Genomic DNA, 15,677 nt, shown 5'->3' on the forward strand with positions numbered 1-15,677 from the left:
TATTCCATGGCTATAGCTTGAGAAATGCCACTTTGCTATATTGACTCATCCTTACTTTTTTCAGGCAGACCTCATGGACACCTTTTTTGACGATTGGCCGCTTTACAGCCAAGTTGCTCTAGTCCTATTTTTACTTGCACTATCTGGCTTTTTCTCGATGGCAGAAACCAGCATGCTGTCCTCGAATCGTCATCGCCTACGTGCGATGGCCAATGGCGGCAATGCCGGTGCAGCGCTAGCTGAGAGACTCCTAAAGCGTATTGATTCATTGTTGTCGGTGTTACTGATTTCGAACAACCTGATCAATACCGTTCTTCCTATTTTAGTAACGGGGATTGCGCTGCATATTTTTGGTGATAGCGGTCTCGTACTCTCAATTGCTACTTTAGTTGTGGCCTTACTCATCATTATTTTTAGCGAGATTACTCCGAAGGTCATTGGCGCCGCTTTTCCAGAAAAGATTGCCTCCCATGTTGGCTGGTTTATTTTGCCACTCACTTTTGCATTAAAACCTTTGCTTTGGTTTATCAATAACTTTGTTTCTGGTCTTATGAAAGTATCTGGCCTGCAATCCTCTTCCGATAGCAGGGCTATGAGCAAAGAAGAGTTACGCAGTCTCGTTTTAGAGTCAAATCGTTTTGTCTCCAATCATCATCGCAACATCCTACTCAACTTATTCAACTTGGAAAACATTACCGTTGATGATGTGATGACACCCAGGTCCAAGATTGAGGTTTTGGATCTCTCAAGACCTATTGATGAAGTAGTCCAACAATTGGAAACTTGCTATCACAACAAATTACCCGTTTGCGATGGTGACTCTGAGCGTATTGTCGGGATCCTTTCTGTCAAAAAGGCCTTGTCCTTGCTAGGCGATACAGACCTTAAGCATGAAGACTTTAGGGTGTTATTAAACGAGCCTTACTTCATCCCCAGTAGCACCCCCGTATTGCAGCAAATGCAGTTTTTCCAAGATAACCAACAGCGCTTAAGTTTGGTTGTAAATGAATATGGTGAAGTTCTGGGGCTAGTGACTTTTGAAGATATCGTAGAAGAGCTCATTGGTGAATTTACGACCTCTTTCTCCAACCTCTCAACTGATCCTCATTGGCTCCCGAATGGAACCTATATAGCAACAGGTGGTGCCTCGCTACGAGATCTCAATCGCTTACTCAACCTCGACCTCCCCTTGGATGGGCCGCGCACCTTAAACGGGCTCATTCTCGAAAAACTCGAGGCTATCCCCGATCATGATGTCAGCATTCGCATTGCTGGCATCGTCATGGAAATTGTTCAATTTGACGAACATGGTGTTAAAACAGTGAAGCTTTATCGTCCCGCCATTCGGACTCAAGACCAAGATTGAGCGTTGCCGCTGATGACTCACTAATCATTCGCACTTGGTATGAAATCGCTACATATGCCCTAGATGCTAGAGCGAGTGATATTCATATAGAGGCTGGGGCTCAAGCCACACTCATTCGTATTCGGGTCGATGGCCTGCTACAAATACAGTCGCATTACCCGATTGAATTTCATGACCGCCTCATCACACGAATCAAAGTTCTGGCGCGCTTAGATATTGCAGAAAAACGCCTGCCGCAAGATGGACGCCTTTGCATTGGCCATAATTTTTCCAAACCCAATATTGATTGCCGGGTCTCAATCTTGCCAACTCTTCATGGAGAAAAGGCGGTTATTCGCATACTGCCCAGTTGCTTAGAAGAGCTTGATCTTAAAGACATTGGCCTGCTCTCGGAACAACTTGAGATATTCCAGCAAGCCCTTGCTCAATCCAACGGGCTGATTCTAGTGACAGGACCGACTGGGAGCGGCAAGACTCGAACGCTCTATAGCTGTCTGCGTCAGCTCAATCAAAATCATCGCAATCTTTGCTCGATAGAAGACCCCATTGAAATTCGTCTTGCTGGAGTCAACCAAGTGGCCTATCACCCGCGGGCAGGTTTGGATTTTCCAACGATCATTCGCGCCCTTCTTCGACAAGATCCGGATGTCATCATGATTGGAGAAATCCGCGATGCCGCTACAGCTCAGCTTGCTATTCAGGCGGCTCAAACTGGGCATCTTGTTCTCAGCACCTTGCATACCCGCAATGCTTGTGGAGCAGTTCCTAGACTTGGCCATCTAGGAGTAGATCAACAATCTCTGGAGTCCTGTCTCTTAAGCGTCAGCTCACAGCGTCTCGTTCGTAAAACCTGCACTCAATGTCTTGGATTAAAGATCAAAAATAACGTGCCATGTTCATTCTGCAAAGGCAGCGGCTACCTTGGGCGCATTGGAGTTCATGAAGTACTAAGCAAAACCCATTTATTTGACTCATCCACCTCATACGTCAGCATGCGAGATGCCGGATTAATCCATATGCAAGCAGGTCTTATTAATCAAGCAGCCCTAGATTCAGAAGTGGGCACATGGCATTAAACAAGCAGAACCAACTTCATTTTGCCGAGCAACTTGTAACTTTGCTAGAGGCAGGTCTACCGCTCCTCAATGCGATTGAACTCATTTACTCAACCGCCCCAAAGGCCTGGATTCCTTGGGTGACTAGCATTCACACCCAGCTCAAAAAGGGTGAAAGTTTTTCTCAATGCTTGCGTGCCCAAGGAAATCTATTTTCTATGGAATTTATTAATCTGATTCGCGTCAGTGAGCGTACTGGTGACTTTCATCTGGCGCTAAAAACCATCTGCCAGCAACTGGAAGCCCAAATTGAATTGCGTCGAAAAATTCAACAGGCAATGAGTTATCCCGCCATCACCCTTACTAGCTCTTGCCTTCTGGTGATAGTAATGATGATTTGGGTTGTACCCGTCTTTAAGGATGTTTTTGCTCATTTTCAAGCGGAGTTGCCAGCCCCGACTAAAGTGTTAATTCAAACATCCTCATGGTTTCAAGCGTTCTACCTTGAAATAGTGATAGCCCTCATTGGCTTTGCTGTGCTCTTTAGCCTTGCTTGGTCCAGGATCCCCAAAATTCAAAAATATTGTGATCGACTGAGCTTCTCTATACCGATGATTGGCCAGCTTCTCAGATTAGCAACACTTACCTACTGGTGTCGGACATTGGGTCATCTCCTAAAGTCTGGATTACCCCTTCCAGATGCATTGAGAGTTACCGCACAATCATCTAACCACTGGCTCAGCCATGATTTCAGCGCTGATATATTCAAACACCTCACTCGCGGCTGGTCACTCGGAGATGCCATAACAAAAGCAGATCCCAAGCACCTACTATTTGATCAGGAAACATTGCAGCTCTTACGAATAGGATCTGAAAGTGGTGCGCTCGCTGAAATGCTACAAAAGCGCGCATCAATATTGGGCTCTCAATTAAGCAATCGCTTAAGTACCCTTAGCCAAAGCTTGGAGCCCTTGTTAATCATTATCGTTGGACTCATTATTGGAAGTCTGGTCATAATCTTATATCTCCCCATCTTTAACCTAGGACAGATTGTTTAATGGGTAATTTTGTTTTGCTCGACTGGATCCGAATATCCCTTATAGCGATCTTGGTGTACTTAGCGTATTACGATTTGCGCACCTTTCGTTTGCCTGATGTCATCACCTTACCGCTCATCTTGCTGGGTCTCTTGTTTAATAGTCTTTCAAATCAACGCTTTATTTCTTCTCAAGACGCAATCATTGGAGCGATCCTAGGCTACACCTGTCTTTGGCTCCTCAACCTTCTTTATCGGATAGTCAAAAAGCAAGATGGGATTGGAATGGGTGATGCCAAACTATTGGCAGCCTTGGGTGCTTGGCTTGGCTGGTTTGCATTACCCAGTATTTTACTAATGGCATCCCTGACCGGACTGATTGGCGGCATTTTCTGGCTGGAGTGGAATAAACAAAATCATCGCTCAGCTTTTCCGTTTGGCCCTTTTCTGACTATTGCTGGCATTATTGAGTTGTTATGGCCACAAACCCTACAAACCCTCCTTCTGAGCAAGCTGATCTAGGCATCCTCAAAGGGCATGTACCCTTTGTAGGTCTAACTGGTGGCATTGGCTCAGGAAAGACCGCCGTGAGCGATCAGCTCGCTCAACTGGGCGCAGGTATTGTTGACACCGATCTCATCGCCCATCAGATCACCGCCCCAAATGGAGTGGCTATCCCCTTCATTCAAAAACAATTTGGCTCTGATTTTGTTGGTTCAAGCGGGGCGCTTGATAGAGTCAAGATGCGTACATTGGTCTTTGCCAATCCCCAAGCTAGAAAGTCTCTGGAAGCAATCACCCACCCCCTTATAAGGGAAGAAACCATTCGGCAAGCCAAACAGCTCATAGAAGATCAGGTGCCTTACCTTGTTTTTGTGGTCCCTCTGTTGGTTGAATCAGGCAATTGGGCGCCCCTTTTGGACTACCTCATAGTAGTGGACTGTCCAGAGGAAACTCAAATTGAACGTGTGATGCACCGCAGCAAATTACCCCGAAACGAGGTTGAGAGGATTCTGAAGGCTCAAGCCAGCAGAGAAGAGCGTATTTCCAGGGCGGATATGGTCATTGAGAATCAGGGCTCTCTTGAGAACTTAAAAACTGAAGTATTAAAGTTGAACGAAAAAATCTTACAGATTCAGAAAGATCGCACCAGTTCGTCATAGAATATGGGCTTGTGATTGTTTACGAATACCCCTTTAACGAATTAGTTCGAAGCATGCTTCGATTGGAGTATTTGTTCGCCCGCTTCAACCACTTTGTCCGCTCTGATGACCCAGAGTTGCACCACAATGCCATCTCTATTTTGTTTGATCTTGGTGACATCGGTGCACGCGGTGACATCAAGTCTTTACTACTCAAAGAATTTGAGCGTCAAAAATATACACTCAATGGATTGAAGTCATCCCAAAAAGTTGATCAAGAGGCGCTGACACAAACGCTTTCAGAAATTGATTCCGTTGCTAAGTGTATTAATCAATCAACAGGCAGACCCAACTCTGTGATTACTGAAAGTGAATGGTTAAATGCGATTCGCACCAGATTAAATATTCCAGGTGGCACCAGTCCAATTGATTTGCCTAGCTATCATGCCTGGAAAAATAGTCCATCATCTGAGCGACGTGAATTGCTTGAAAAATACGTTGGGCCGCTCTTGCCATGGCATGAGGCATGCCAATTATTTTTACGGCTGTTACGTCAATCAGGCGAGGCTAAAGATGTGGTCGCGCACAATGGATCTTTTCAGCAAGCTCCATCTGGCAAGGTGTATCAGTTAATGCGCATTGCCGTAGAAGATGATGCTTTGTTTTCTGAAATTAGCGCAAATAAATATTTACTCTCAGTTCGCTTCTTAAAGTCCGAACGCGATAAAAAAGCACAGTTGGTAAGTGCTGATGTGCCATTCAAACTCACCCTCTGCCAGTTTTAAGTCAAAAGGGCTCTTAGCCTTTCTAGCATGGGCCAGGCGGCCGGCAATAAGGGCTCAACACTAGGCTTTTCGGCAGCAAGTAACTCCCACGATAAGGCTTGATTCTCACAACCTTTGGGAACCCCTCTCCAATCGCGAATAATGCTCACATGCAAGCGAACATAGGCATGCGGGTAATCATGCTCTAAAACGGTAAGCTCTTCACTAGATTGAATATCAATACCGAGCTCTTCTTGAAGTTCTCGCCTCAGCGCCTCGAAAACCGTTTCCCCTTTTTCAATTTTTCCACCGGGAACTTCCCAATAACCAGCGTAGGGCTTGCCTTCAGGTCTCTGCCCTAAAAGATAGCGGCCATCAGAATCCAGCAAAATTCCTGCTGCCACTTCAGTAACTGGGCGCTTGACTTCACTCATCAAAAAGATCTTAAGCTTTTGAACCAGTCCAATGCTTAGCAAATTGCCAAGCAACGCGGCCCGAGCGTGAGCCGCGCTCCAATGCCCAAACCAATGCTTCTGAACGCGCCGCTTCAATTTGCTCAGCACTTAAACCAAAATGCTGCAACCAATGCGCCACAATCGCCAAATACTCATCTTGTTTTGGCGGGTAAAAAGACAACCAAAGACCGAAGCGCTCTGATAAAGAAATCTTTTCTTCAACTACCTCACCAGGATGAATTTCGCCATCATCGTTATGAACGTATGTCTCGTTGTCCTTCATATACTCAGGCAATAAATGACGACGATTAGAAGTGGCATAAATCAAAATATTGTCGACTTGAGCTGAAACTGAGCCGTCTAGAGCAGATTTCATGGCCTTATAGCCGGATTCGCCATCCTCAAACGAGAGGTCATCACAGAAAATGATGAAACGCTCTGGGCGATCGGCCAAGAGCTCGGTAATATCAGCCAAATCAGCTAGATGCTCCTTCTCAACCTCAACCAGACGCAAGCCTTGGCTGGCAAACTCATGCAAACTCGCCTTGATCAGCGAGGACTTTCCAGTTCCCCTGGCACCAGTCAACAAAATATTGTTAGCAGGCTTTTTTTGAATAAAGTTTTTAGTGTTATCGCGTATGGCGTCACGCTGACGATCAATATTCTGCAAATCCTCAAAAGTAATGTCCGCAACATGCTTTACAGGTTGCAAAAATCCAATGCTGCCAAAGATACTATCGCGCCTACGCCATCTATATGCAGTAGAAGATTTCCACTGCTCCTCAGTCAAAGGCTTTGGTAAAAAAGTATCGAGATGGTCTAAAAGACGGTCTAATTTTTCATTCATATTTCGGAGAGTCTTTTATGAGCGGTAATCTGCATTAATAGATACATAGTCATGCGACAAGTCACAAGTCCACATAGTTTGTGTAGCGTTGCCGCGACCTAAGTCAATCTTGACGGTGATTTCTGGAGCCCGCATGACCCTCTGACCATCAGCCTCCTGGTAATCGGGATTACGGCCACCATTTTTAGCAACCCAAACATCACCCAGCCACATTTGCACACGATTTACATCTAAATCGGTGATACCTGCATAGCCAATCGCTGCCAGGATGCGGCCCAAATTAGGATCACTTGCAAAGAAAGCAGTTTTAACCAAGGGCGAATGCGCAACTGCCTTGGCAACTAAGTGACACTCATCTTGAGTCTTGCCACCAAGTACTTCGATCGTTATAAATTTAGTTGCACCTTCACCATCGCGCACAATCATTTGCGCTAGTTTTCTGGCCAAGGAAATTAATGCATCTCGCAAGATGGCATAACTAGGATCGTTCGCTGATTGAATTTGCACTGACGACTGACCTGTCGCCATAATGATGAAAGAGTCATTAGTAGATGTATCACCATCAATAGTGATCGCATTAAATGAAAGGTCCGCTATCTCACGAGTCAGACTACTCAAGAGTCCAGGCGCAAATCCAGCATCAGTAGCAATGAATCCCAACATGGTTGCCATATTAGGGTGAATCATGCCAGCACCTTTGCAGATACCAGTAATAGTCACCATCCCCGCGGGCGTTTGCACAGTTACTGAAGTTGCTTTAGGCTGAGTATCCGTGGTCATGATGGCTTCAGCCGCATCAAACCAATTGTCCTCACCTAGATTTGCTACTGCCTTTGGCAAAGCGCTAATAATTTTCTCAATCGGAAGCGGCTCAAGAATCACGCCCGTTGAAAAAGGCAGAATCTGCTCTGGATGAATCTTCAGATCTTTAGCTAAAGCTGCACAGGTTTCTAGGGCGTGTTTCATGCCAGATTCGCCAGTCCCAGCATTAGCATTACCGGTATTCACCACCAGAGCTCGAATTTCACCATTACGACCTTCTCGCGCCAGATGCTCGCGACAAACTTGAACTGGAGCAGCACAAAAACGATTTAAAGTAAAAACACCGGCAACCTGGGAACCAGGAGCTAAAGTCATCACCAATAAATCTTTACGATTTGCCTTCTTGATACCGGCTTCGGCGATGCCCATCTCAAAACCTTTGATAGGCTTTAATTCGGCTTTTTGGGGGAGGGGTAAGTTAACAGTCATAGTCTGATAATTGTAGATGAGGCTCAAAAATAAAGCGCACCTTCTAGGCGCGCTTTATTGCTTAAACCCCATCACAGATGCTATGCCTTGATTGGCAACTCCCGAATCCGCTTACCAGTTGCTGCAGCAATTGCATTTACTAGAGCTGGGGCTACTAAAGGCACCCCAACTTCGCCCAAGCCACCCGGTTTCTCCAGACTTGGCACCAAATGCACCTCAACCACAGGCACTTGATTTTGTCGCAAGCTAGGATAGTTGTTGAAGTTATTCTGCTGGACTCGGCCATTCTCAATCGTAATTTCGTTACTTAATGCTGCACTCAAGCCGTAAATCACACCACCAGTGAGCTGCGCTCTTGCTTGATCAGGATGCACTGTAATTCCGCAATCGGATACGAAAGTGATTTTCTTAACCTTGGTTTCTTTGGCTACAGGATCCAATTCAAGTATGCAAGCAGAATAAGTGTCATAACACTCCATCTGTGCAACACCAAAACGCTTACTGCCAGGAACATATCCGGATTTTTTCACTGCCAACTCAAGGACGGCCTTTGCTCGCGGGTGCTTGCCTAAAGATGCCATCCGATACGCAACAGGATCTTTGCCAGCGGCTTTAGCGGCCTCATCTACAAAACTCTCAATTGCAAAAGCATTTAACGCATTACTGACTGAGCGCCAATAACCCACTCGAAGTCCAGTATCTGTGATCACGTTAGTAATTTCTAGATTAGGTATTTCATAAGTAATATTGTTGGAGCCCTCCACCATGAATGGGTCAAAGCCATCCTTCACAAAACCAGGAAAGGCTCGTGCTGTCACTGACTGAGAAACCATTTTGGCTTTCAAGGAAGCCAGCTGACCATTAGCACCCAAGACTCCATCCACTTTATGAATACTCATAGGACGATAGAAGTCATGAGTAATGTCATCTTCCTTGGTCCAGAGCATCTTGACTGGCATGCCAGCTGCTTTAGAAATTTCAGCAGCCTGACGAATGAAATCCAACTCTAATTTACGGCCAAATCCACCGCCCAGAAAGGTGGTTTCAATAGTGACATCCTCAGGCTTAACCCCAGCTGCAGCAGCAGCCACCGCTTGACCACCCTGCTGAAATTGAATTGGCCCAATAATTCTGCACTTGCCATTAGATACATCGGCAGAACAGTTCACAGGCTCCATGGTGGAGTGGGCTAAGTATGGCAAAAAGTATTGGGCACTAAGCGACTTACCATTTACAACGGTAGCGTTAGCATCGCCCACCGCTTTAATCACGGCACCTTTTTTAGCTAAACCATCTTCTAATGACTTACGAACAACCGCATTGTTGAGGTTTGCATTAGATCCTTCATTCCAGGTAATTTTCAGGGCATCCCTACCCTTACGCGCCGCATAAAAATCTTTAGCCAATACTGCAACGCCATCTGAAATCTGGACAACTTTAATTACTCCAGATACTTTCATTGCAGCGGAAGCATCAAAGGATGTAGGCGTACCTCCAATAACAGGGCACTGCGCTAAAGATGCAATTGCCATACCCGGAATCTTGACGTCAATTCCATAAACTGCTTTGCCGGCAACTTTACTTGGCGTGTCCAAACGGCGCATCGATTCTTTGCCAATCACCATAAAGTTCGCTGGCGATTTCAGGGCCGGCTTTTCTGGAAGGGGTAACTTAGCAGCATCAGCAGCTAGCTCACCATACGTGGCTGACTTACCACTCGCATGCGTTACTTTGCCATTCATAGCCTTACAGTCGGCAGCTGCAACATTCCAACGTTGAGCAGCGGCCTGAACTAAGACAGCACGAGTTGCGGCTCCGGCAGTTCTTAACTTATCAAAGGCTTCGCGTACTGAAGTTGAGCCGCCGGTAATTTGACCACCCAACATCGCATTGATGTAAACAGGGGCAACTCCAGCAATCTCAACCCGAATCATTGAGAGAGGTAAATTTAATTCCTCAGCTAACAAAGCTGGTAAAGAGGTATATACGTCCTGGCCCATCTCTGAGCGAGCACAAATAAGCGTAATTTGATTATCCGGGGTAATTTGTACCCAAGCGTTTGCTAAGGCAGGCTTTGCAGCATCCCCTACAGCAGCTTCACTTGCCAAAGGCAGATGCATGCCGATAACAAAGGCACTGCCAAGAGCGGCACTGTGCTGAATAAATTGACGACGGCCATTACTTTTTAAAGATTGATTTTTCATGTGATCTTTACCCTTTATGCCAACTTATCTGCAGCACGTTTGACTGCTTTTTCGATACGAGAATATGTGCCACAGCGACAAATATTTCCGCTCATGGCATTTTTAATGTCATCACTACTAGGCTGTTTTTTCTTTGCCAATAAATCAGCCGCAGACATCATTTGTCCAGTCTGACAATATCCACACTGAGGCACATCGAATTCGATCCAAGCATCTTGAAGCGCTTTTCCAACCTTTGCCGCTAAGCCCTCGAGAGTTGTAACTGCCTTTCCACCTGCAGCAGATACAGGGGTAGCACAAGAACGGATGGCCGCACCATCCAAGTGAACGGTACATGCGCCACAAAGTCCTGCTCCACAGCCATACTTTGGACTCGTTACATCTAAATGGTCTCGTAAGACCCAGAGAATTGGCGTATCAGGATCCCCGTCGAAATTAACAGCTTTACCATTGAGAGTAAAAGACACGGCCATAACGCCCCCTTAGTTAAATTTGAGAATTTGAAGACAAAGCAAATGTTTTTGCACCTACAAATCATGACAGATCTCAGGGTCTATAGGTATATTAAATTATTAGGGATTCCACCAAGAAAAATGGCCCAGATAAATCTGAGCCATTTAAACACTGTCGCGTAAAGATTAAAGCTCTAAGCTAGGGCGCCGTGGCAGTTTTTATACTTCTTGCCACTACCGCAAGTGCAAGGATCGTTACGACCTACCTTTGGGCCTGCGCGAAGTGGGGCTGGCTGGATATCTACTGCAGCACCGCGATCACCAGTTGAGCCTGCCACTTCCTTATCGACATCAGCATGTTGATACTGAACATCTGAAAGTTTTGCCAAATCTTCATTCATAGATTCCGAAGCCTGATCTAACTCGCTTGAGCTCCGAATCTGCACGGTCATGATACTTTTCACTACGTCATTTTTGATGACATTGAGTAATTCACCATACAGCTCAAATGCTTCACGGCGGTACTCTTGCTTAGGATCTTTCTGTGCATAACCACGCAAATGAATGCCCTGACGCAAATGATCCAAAGCAGCTAAGTGTTCACGCCAGTGACTATCCAAGCTATACAGAAGAACGGAGCGCTCAAAGCCTGCAAATGATTCACGCCCAGAGAGCTCAACCTTTGCATCGTAACCTTCTTTAGCGGCCTGCAATACACGGTCAACGATTTCTGCATCATCTACAGTATCGGCACCTTCAACCCAATTTCTGAGGTCAATTATGAGACCCCACTCACTGGCTAAAACGTTTTCTAGTCCAACTAGGTCCCACTGCTCTTCCATAGACTCCAGAGGAACATATACTGAGCATACGGAACGTAAAACATCTTCGCGCAAATTGGCAATTAACTCGCCAATATCGGCACTCTCAAGCACTTCATTTCTGAGGCGGTAAGTTTCTTTACGCTGATCATTAGCAACGTTATCATATTCCAATAATTGCTTACGAATATCAAAGTTGCGACCCTCAACTTTGCGTTGAGCAGACTCAATAGAGCGCGTGACCATACCCGCTTCAATCGGCTCACCATCGGGCATCTTGAGACGCTCCATGACGGAACGTAAACGATCGCCTGCAAAGATACGTAGTAGCGGATCATCTAATGAAAGGTAGAAGCGAGAAGAGCCAGGATCACCCTGACGGCCCGAACGGCCTCTTAACTGGTTATCGATACGACGACTCTCGTGTCGCTCGGTGCCAATGATATGTAAACCGCCAGCCGCCAGAACTTGGTCATGAATGCTTTGCCACTCGTCCTGCAGCTGCTTAATTTTGACTGATTTATCACCATCAGCTAGAGCGCTATCAGCCTCAATCAAGGAAGACTGCTTGCCGACATTGCCACCAAGCACGATATCAGTACCACGGCCTGCCATATTAGTAGCAATCGTGATCATTTTTGGCCGGCCAGCTTGAGCAATAATTTCTGCTTCGCGAGCATGCTGTTTTGCATTTAAAACTTGGTGTGGTAATTTGCGTTGATCTAATAGATTCGCAATCAACTCAGAGTTTTCAATTGAAGTGGTGCCGACTAATACTGGCTGGCCATGTTCATAACAATCTTCGATATCTTTAATCACCGCGTCATAGCGTTCGCGAGATGACTTATAGATCTGATCTTGTTTATCTTTTCTTTGGCTAATACGATTTGGCGGAATCACAACTGTTTCCAAGTTGTAGATTTCTTTAAATTCATATGCCTCAGTATCGGCAGTACCAGTCATGCCGGCTAACTTGCCATACATGCGGAAATAATTCTGGAAAGTAATCGTCGCTAAAGTTTGATTCTCACTCTGAATCTGTACACCTTCTTTGGCTTCGACAGCTTGATGCAATCCATCAGACCAACGACGACCTTGCATTAAGCGGCCAGTAAATTCATCCACGATGATGACTTCACCATTCTGAACAACATATTGTTGATCGCGGTGATATAGCGTATGTGCACGCAGAGCGGCGTACACGTGATGCATCAAAGTAATATTTTGCGGTGCATAGAGAGAGTCGCCATCATTGAGCGCGCCCAGTTGAACCAATACAGACTCAGCCTTATCATGACCTTGTTCGGTCAAATAAACCTGCTGAGACTTTTCGTCCACCCAGTAGTCGCCTGGTTTCTCAACACCTGTGCCATCTGCCTTCTCTTCGCCAATTTGACGCTCTAGATGTGATGGCAGAGCATTAATTTTGATATAGAGATCAGTGTGATCTTCAGCCTGACCAGAAATGATTAATGGGGTACGAGCCTCGTCAATCAGAATAGAGTCGACTTCGTCAACGATTGCATAAGCTAAACCGCGTTGTACGCGCTGATCCAAATCCTGAACCATGTTGTCGCGTAAGTAATCGAAGCCAAATTCATTATTGGTGCCGTAAGTAATATCAGCGGCATAAGCTTCTTGCTTAGTAGTGTGGTCCATTTGAGATAGGTTCACACCCACCTTCATACCCAAGAAGTTATACAACTTGGACATCCATTCAGCATCACGCTGTGCTAAATAATCATTCACAGTAACAACATGAACACCTTTACCAGTCAAAGCATTCAAATAGACTGGAAGAGTCGCTGTAAGGGTTTTTCCTTCGCCTGTACCCATCTCGGCAATCTTGCCTTGATGCAAGGCTAAACCACCCAGAATTTGCGCATCAAAGTGGCGCATCTTCATAACGCGTGTACTAGCCTCTCGAACTACCGCAAATGCTTCTGCAGCGATGTCATCTAAGGACTCTCCAGCGGCAAGGCGTGACTTGAATTCTGCAGTTTTTGCAGCAAGTGCAGAATCATCCAAAGATTGCAGGCTCGCCTCAAATGTGGCGACCTTAGCAACGACTTTGCGATACTGTTTTAAGAGGCGGTCGTTACGACTGCCGACCAGGGTTTTAAGAAGACCGATTACCATGGGATATTGAAGAAAATTAAGTCCCTGAGTTTATCACCCGCAACCCCATTTTTTATGAACTTTAGCCCTAAATCATCCCGCAAGCCCACAGCTCACGACTGGATGGATTACCTACGTGAATCCGATGGTCTTGGGGGAATTTTGGCTAAAACCGAAGATCTAGCCAAACTCAAGACAATCATTAACTCAGCCCTAACGAAACTCGATTTAGACCATCTGAGCCCAAAAATTGAAGCTGGTTGGCGTTCTGGCTCGCAAGATGAGCTATTTTTACTGGTCAGTAGCGCCAGCATTGCCAGCCGCTTACAACAAATATTACCCAGTCTAATCAATGAGTTAAGTAAATCTGGGTTAGCTTGTAAGGCAATAAAAGTGCGGGTTAAACCCGCTCCACCCAGTTGGGAAGTTAAACCCCGCCAAGATCAGCGCGAAAAGCCAAGAGGATTAAATGAGGTTGCCAAAAAATCCTGGGAATCCCTATTGGAAAAGTTGGGTCCAGACTCAGGTTTACGCTCCTCCGTTGAGAAGCTGCTGAAAAATAAACCAAAGTAGCTCAAAACTACTTCAGCTCCCTTAGAAAAAGAGAGGCTGGCTTTCTTGAGAGTAGGCGCCTGGAGCCTTATTTTCAGCAAAGGAGATGATTTCATAAGAGCTAGAGTCTTCTAAAAGCTTCCGCAAAAGTGCGTTATTGAGAGCATGCCCAGATTTCTCTGCAACATAAGCTCCCACAATAGGGTGTCCGATGAGATACAGATCGCCAATCGCATCTAATATTTTGTGACGCACAAATTCGTCTTCATAACGAAGTTCTTCGTTATTCAAAATGCGGTGCTCATCTAAAACAATCGCGTTATCTAAGCTGCCGCCACGCGCCAATCCCATTTCGCGCAATGCTTCAACTTCATGCGCAAATCCAAAAGTACGTGCACGACCAATTTCTCTGCGGTAGGCTTGTTCTGCAAAATCAACCACAAAACGTTGGCCTGTTTTATCCACCGCCGGATGCTTGAAGTCAATCGTGAAATCCAACTTAAACCCAAAGAATGGTTCTAAGCGCGCAAGCTTATCGCCCTCGCGAACCTCTACTGGTTTCTTAATCACTACAAATTGACGTGGCGCATCTTGCTCTGCAATGCCAGCAGATTCAATTAAGAATAAGAATGAAGCGGCGCTACCATCCATGATGGGCACTTCCTCACCGTCAAGCTCTATCAATAAATTATCAAGACCAAGACCAGCACAGGCTGAAAGCAGATGTTCCACTGTAGAAACACGCACACCATCCTTCTGAATAACAGAAGCTAATCTTGTGTCACATACAGCTAAAGCGGTTGCCGGCACAACTGACTGTTCAGGTGTATCCACCCGAACAAACTGAACCCCTGAATTTACTGGCGCAGGCTTGATAGAAATCGTCACCTTACGACCCGAGTGCAAGCCAATCCCCACGGTCTTAACCGGAGTGGCGATAGTGCGTTGCTTCATCATATTTTGGTATTTAAATTCAGGGGGTATTTTTTATGTAAGGGTTTGGATTACAGCTTTTTCAAGATGGAAGCGGCATCACTAACTTCAAACTTTCCTGGAGCTTCACGGTCAAGAGACTTTACAACACCATCTTCAATAATCATGGCATAACGATCTGAGCGAACACCAAAACCACGAGCAGTTAAGTCCAGCTCTAAACCAAGCTTTTTAGTGAACTCAGCACTACCATCACCTAACATACGAATCTTTTTGCCAACCTTTTGATCGCGTCCCCATGCGCCCATCACAAACGGGTCATTTACAGAAACACACCAAATCTCGTCAACACTTTTAGCTTTAATAGCATCGTAGTGCTCAACATAACCAGGCACGTGCTTAGCAGAGCAAGTTGGTGTAAATGCACCAGGCAATGCAAACAATACAATCTTTTTTCCAGCTACTAGCTTTTCAACTTCAAAAGCATTTGGTCCTAAGGAACAGTCTTCAGTCTCTTCATTCATAAATTCATAAAGAGTAGCGTTTGGTAATTTTTGTCCAACAGCAATCATGACATCTCCAATAAATAATTGTTAGTAAGTATGCCAACGCAAGCGCGGGATTCGTCGTCCGGAGGGGCGTCGCGCTGGCATTTCGCAATTACCTATTGTATTAAGCAGT

Annotated in this window: 15 protein-coding genes; 7 read left to right on the forward strand and 8 right to left on the reverse strand. The window is 45.6% G+C overall.

Annotation, left to right across the window (positions count from 1 at the left end; all coding sequences use genetic code 11):
* The first annotated feature begins 73 nt into the window (after positions 1–73).
* The 6 genes from ICE89_RS07235 to zapD are packed head-to-tail and all read left to right on the forward strand — an operon-like array spanning position 74 to position 5,384.
* On the forward strand, positions 74–1,366 hold the full coding sequence (locus ICE89_RS07235) for an HlyC/CorC family transporter (RefSeq protein WP_216265405.1): 1,293 nt from the start codon (positions 74–76) through the stop codon (positions 1,364–1,366).
* On the forward strand, positions 1,363–2,442 hold the full coding sequence (locus ICE89_RS07240) for a GspE/PulE family protein (RefSeq protein ID WP_216263379.1): 1,080 nt from the start codon (positions 1,363–1,365) through the stop codon (positions 2,440–2,442). The genes ICE89_RS07235 and ICE89_RS07240 overlap by 4 nt, the downstream gene beginning before the upstream one ends.
* Positions 2,433–3,479: a type II secretion system F family protein gene (locus ICE89_RS07245; protein ID WP_216263378.1), complete on the forward strand. Its 1,047-nt coding sequence runs from the start codon at positions 2,433–2,435 to the stop codon at positions 3,477–3,479. Before ICE89_RS07240 ends, ICE89_RS07245 begins: the two co-directional genes overlap by 10 nt.
* Positions 3,479–3,979 carry an A24 family peptidase gene (locus tag ICE89_RS07250; RefSeq protein ID WP_216265406.1) on the forward strand — a complete coding sequence of 167 codons (501 nt, stop codon included), beginning with the start codon at positions 3,479–3,481 and terminating at the stop codon, positions 3,977–3,979. The genes ICE89_RS07245 and ICE89_RS07250 overlap by 1 nt, the downstream gene beginning before the upstream one ends.
* Positions 3,934–4,620: a dephospho-CoA kinase gene (coaE, locus tag ICE89_RS07255; RefSeq protein WP_216263376.1), complete on the forward strand. Its 687-nt coding sequence runs from the start codon at positions 3,934–3,936 to the stop codon at positions 4,618–4,620. The genes ICE89_RS07250 and coaE overlap by 46 nt, the downstream gene beginning before the upstream one ends.
* An 11-nt stretch (positions 4,621–4,631) precedes the next feature.
* Positions 4,632–5,384 carry a cell division protein ZapD gene (zapD, locus tag ICE89_RS07260; protein WP_216265407.1) on the forward strand — a complete coding sequence of 251 codons (753 nt, stop codon included), beginning with the start codon at positions 4,632–4,634 and terminating at the stop codon, positions 5,382–5,384.
* On the opposite strand, the gene ICE89_RS07265 is transcribed toward zapD, so the two are convergent.
* The 6 genes from ICE89_RS07265 to secA form a co-directional block, all read right to left on the reverse strand.
* Entirely contained in the window at positions 5,381–5,797 is a 417-nt protein-coding gene (locus tag ICE89_RS07265) for an NUDIX domain-containing protein (RefSeq protein ID WP_216265408.1), read from the reverse strand. The two genes, zapD and ICE89_RS07265, sit on opposite strands and share 4 nt — an antisense overlap.
* A gap of 10 nt (positions 5,798–5,807) precedes the next feature.
* Positions 5,808–6,665 (reverse strand): ATP-binding protein, encoded by an 858-nt coding sequence (locus ICE89_RS07270; protein ID WP_216265409.1) that lies wholly within the window; start codon positions 6,663–6,665, stop codon positions 5,808–5,810.
* 15 nt (positions 6,666–6,680) lie between these two features.
* On the reverse strand, positions 6,681–7,916 hold the full coding sequence (gene argJ / locus ICE89_RS07275) for a bifunctional glutamate N-acetyltransferase/amino-acid acetyltransferase ArgJ (RefSeq protein ID WP_216265410.1): 1,236 nt from the start codon (positions 7,914–7,916) through the stop codon (positions 6,681–6,683).
* 80 nt (positions 7,917–7,996) lie between these two features.
* Positions 7,997–10,120 carry a molybdopterin cofactor-binding domain-containing protein gene (locus ICE89_RS07280; protein ID WP_216265411.1) on the reverse strand — a complete coding sequence of 708 codons (2,124 nt, stop codon included), beginning with the start codon at positions 10,118–10,120 and terminating at the stop codon, positions 7,997–7,999.
* Positions 10,121–10,134: 14 nt separating this feature from the next.
* Positions 10,135–10,593, reverse strand: a complete 459-nt coding sequence (locus tag ICE89_RS07285) for a (2Fe-2S)-binding protein (protein ID WP_216265412.1) — start codon at positions 10,591–10,593, stop codon at positions 10,135–10,137.
* Between the two features lie 173 nt (positions 10,594–10,766).
* The gene (gene secA / locus ICE89_RS07290) at positions 10,767–13,532 is read right to left on the reverse strand and encodes a preprotein translocase subunit SecA (RefSeq protein ID WP_216265413.1); all 2,766 of its coding nucleotides are present in this window, start codon (positions 13,530–13,532) and stop codon (positions 10,767–10,769) included.
* Between the two features lie 54 nt (positions 13,533–13,586).
* Between secA and ICE89_RS07295 the strand changes: the two genes are divergently transcribed.
* Entirely contained in the window at positions 13,587–14,084 is a 498-nt protein-coding gene (locus ICE89_RS07295; protein ID WP_216265414.1) for a hypothetical protein, read from the forward strand.
* Between the two features lie 21 nt (positions 14,085–14,105).
* On the opposite strand, the gene lpxC is transcribed toward ICE89_RS07295, so the two are convergent.
* Positions 14,106–15,020, reverse strand: coding sequence for a UDP-3-O-acyl-N-acetylglucosamine deacetylase (lpxC, locus tag ICE89_RS07300; protein ID WP_216265415.1), 915 nt, complete (start codon positions 15,018–15,020; stop codon positions 14,106–14,108).
* 47 nt (positions 15,021–15,067) lie between these two features.
* On the reverse strand, positions 15,068–15,568 hold the full coding sequence (locus tag ICE89_RS07305; protein ID WP_216265416.1) for a peroxiredoxin: 501 nt from the start codon (positions 15,566–15,568) through the stop codon (positions 15,068–15,070).
* Between the last annotated feature and the right edge of the window lie 109 nt (positions 15,569–15,677).

The sequence above is a fragment of the Polynucleobacter sp. AP-Kaivos-20-H2 genome (genome assembly GCF_018882215.1).
Taxonomy (GTDB): domain Bacteria; phylum Pseudomonadota; class Gammaproteobacteria; order Burkholderiales; family Burkholderiaceae; genus Polynucleobacter.

Coding starts and splice junctions, on each gene's coding strand:
- ICE89_RS07235 (WP_216265405.1), top strand. CDS start 74: ATGGACACCTTTTTTGACGATTGGCCGCTTTACAGCCAAGTTGCTCTA.
- ICE89_RS07245 (WP_216263378.1), top strand. CDS start 2,433: ATGGCATTAAACAAGCAGAACCAACTTCATTTTGCCGAGCAACTTGTA.
- ICE89_RS07250 (WP_216265406.1), top strand. CDS start 3,479: ATGGGTAATTTTGTTTTGCTCGACTGGATCCGAATATCCCTTATAGCG.
- coaE (WP_216263376.1), top strand. CDS start 3,934: ATGGCCACAAACCCTACAAACCCTCCTTCTGAGCAAGCTGATCTAGGC.
- ICE89_RS07265 (WP_216265408.1), bottom strand. CDS start 5,797: ATGAGTGAAGTCAAGCGCCCAGTTACTGAAGTGGCAGCAGGAATTTTG.
- ICE89_RS07270 (WP_216265409.1), bottom strand. CDS start 6,665: ATGAATGAAAAATTAGACCGTCTTTTAGACCATCTCGATACTTTTTTA.
- argJ (WP_216265410.1), bottom strand. CDS start 7,916: ATGACTGTTAACTTACCCCTCCCCCAAAAAGCCGAATTAAAGCCTATC.
- ICE89_RS07280 (WP_216265411.1), bottom strand. CDS start 10,120: ATGAAAAATCAATCTTTAAAAAGTAATGGCCGTCGTCAATTTATTCAG.
- ICE89_RS07285 (WP_216265412.1), bottom strand. CDS start 10,593: ATGGCCGTGTCTTTTACTCTCAATGGTAAAGCTGTTAATTTCGACGGG.
- secA (WP_216265413.1), bottom strand. CDS start 13,532: ATGGTAATCGGTCTTCTTAAAACCCTGGTCGGCAGTCGTAACGACCGC.
- ICE89_RS07295 (WP_216265414.1), top strand. CDS start 13,587: ATGAACTTTAGCCCTAAATCATCCCGCAAGCCCACAGCTCACGACTGG.
- lpxC (WP_216265415.1), bottom strand. CDS start 15,020: ATGATGAAGCAACGCACTATCGCCACTCCGGTTAAGACCGTGGGGATT.
- ICE89_RS07305 (WP_216265416.1), bottom strand. CDS start 15,568: ATGATTGCTGTTGGACAAAAATTACCAAACGCTACTCTTTATGAATTT.